2 protein-coding genes are annotated in these 2,024 nt (G+C 77.5%); both read left to right on the plus strand.

What is annotated here, in order from left to right; genetic code table 11:
- The first annotated feature begins 163 nt into the window (after positions 1 to 163).
- On the plus strand, positions 164 to 1,093 hold the full coding sequence (locus ACI8AP_RS20970; RefSeq protein WP_456591309.1) for an ABC transporter ATP-binding protein: 930 nt from the start codon (positions 164 to 166) through the stop codon (positions 1,091 to 1,093).
- Positions 1,090 to 1,857: a hypothetical protein gene (locus ACI8AP_RS20975; RefSeq protein ID WP_456591310.1), complete on the plus strand. Its 768-nt coding sequence runs from the start codon at positions 1,090 to 1,092 to the stop codon at positions 1,855 to 1,857. The genes ACI8AP_RS20970 and ACI8AP_RS20975 overlap by 4 nt, the downstream gene beginning before the upstream one ends.
- Positions 1,858 to 2,024 lie beyond the last annotated feature (167 nt).

Here is a 2,024-nt window from a genome sequence, read left to right on the forward strand (position 1 = left end):
CCCCCCCCCCCCCCCCCCCCCCCCCCCCCCCCCCCCGCCCCGCCCCCCCCCCCCCCCCCCCCCCCCCCCCCCCCCCCCCCCCCCGCCGAGGGGCGACGGAAGTCGGCCGGTTCCCGACCCGTGGCCGATGTGGCCGCAGGGCCCGGCGCGCGAGGGTGAGCGCGTGATCGAGATCGAGAACCTGACCCGGAGGTACGGCACGCAGCTGGCCGTCTCCGACGTGTCCTTCAGCTGCCCGCCCGGAACCGTGACCGGCTTCCTCGGGCCGAACGGGGCCGGCAAGAGCACCACGCTGCGGGCGCTGTGCGGGTTGGCCGAGCCGACCGCCGGTTCGGCCACGATCGCCGGCCGTCGCTACCGCGACCTGCCCAACGCCGGACGGCAGGTCGGTGTGCTGCTCGACGCCGGGGCACAGCACTCCGGGCGGACGGGCCACGAGGTGCTCACCCTCTCGGCCATGGTCCTCGGCGTCCCGCGCACCCGGGTCGCCGAGGTGCTGGAGCTGGTGGGGCTGGCGGGCCCGGCGGCAGGCAAGCGGGTGGGCAAGTACTCCCTCGGCATGCGGCAGCGTCTGGGGATAGCCGCAGCCCTGCTGGGTGACCCGCGGGTGCTCGTGCTCGACGAGCCGGCCAACGGGCTGGACCCGGAGGGCATCTTCTGGATGCGCGGCCTGCTGCGCGGGTTCGCCGACCGCGGCGGCACGGTGCTGCTGTCCTCGCACCTGCTGCGCGAGGTGGAGGCCGTCGCCGACCGGTTGGTCGTCATCGCCGGCGGCCGGCTCGTCGCTGCGGGCGCGAAGGAGCAGCTGCTGGCCGGCGCGGGCACCGTCGTCCGGGCCCGTGAGCGCGAGGCGCTGCAGCGAGCGCTGACCACGGCCGGGGTCCGGGTCGAGACGGATGATGACGGCGCCCTGCTGGCCGGCGCCGACGCGGAGGCAGTGGGGATCGCGGCAGCCCGGGCCGGCATTCCCCTCCTGGAGCTGCGGGCCGCCTCGGGCGCGGGGTTGGAGGAGCTCTTCCGCTCGCTCACCCACGCGGGCGACGGCGGAGCCGCCGTCCCGACCGATGCTCCGGTGCAGGAGGCCCGCTCGTGACCGCGACCCTGCCCGTCGTCGAGGTGCCGCCCCCCTCGCTGCCCACGCTCGTCGCCGTCGAGCTGCGCAAGGCTCGCGACACCCGCGCCGGCGCGTGGCTGCTCCTGGTCGTGGCGCTGCTCGCCCTCGTCGTCCCCGGCCTCATCCTGTTCTTCGGGGAGGCGCCGGAGAAGACGTTCGCCGAGTACCTGGGTGCCGCCCAGCTGCCGGTGGCGCTGCTGCTGCCGGTGGTCGGCATCCTGCTGGTCACCAGTGAGTGGTCGCAGCGCACGGCCCTGACCACCTTCGCCCTCGTGCCGCAGCGCTCCCGCGTGATCGTCGCCAAGCTCGGGGCGGCGGTGCTCCTGGGCGTGCTCGGCGTCCTGGCCAGCGCGGCGGCCGCGGCCCTCGCGGCAGCCCTCACCCCGGTGCTGACCGACGACCCGACCTCGTGGTCGGTCGACGTCGACCAGGTCGTCCAGGTGCTGCTCGTGCAGGTGCTCAACGTCCTCGTCGGCGTCGCCTTCGGCCTGCTGCTGCTGAGCTCGCCGCTGGCGATCGTCCTGTACTTCGCCCTCCCGACCGCGTTCACCGTGCTGGTGAGCACTGTCGCGGCGCTGGACTGGGTGCGCGACTGGCTGGACCTGACGACGACCACCGGCCCGATGTACCTCGGCGAGCTCGACGGTCAGGGGTGGTTGCAGGTCGGCACGTCGACGGCGCTGTGGTTGTTCGCGCCCCTGGTGGCCGGCTGGGTCCGAGTGCAGCGCAGCGAGATCGCCTGACGCGGGGGGGGGGGGGGGGGGGGGGGGGGGGGGGGGGGGGGGGGGGGGGGGGGGGGGGGGTGGGGGGGGGGGGGGGGGGGGGGGGGGTGGGGGGGGGGGGGGGGGGGGGGGGGGGGGGGGGGGGGGGGGGGGGGGGGGGGGGGGGGGGGGGGGGGGGGGGGGGGGGG

The sequence above is a fragment of the Blastococcus sp. SYSU DS1021 genome, from assembly GCF_054050995.1.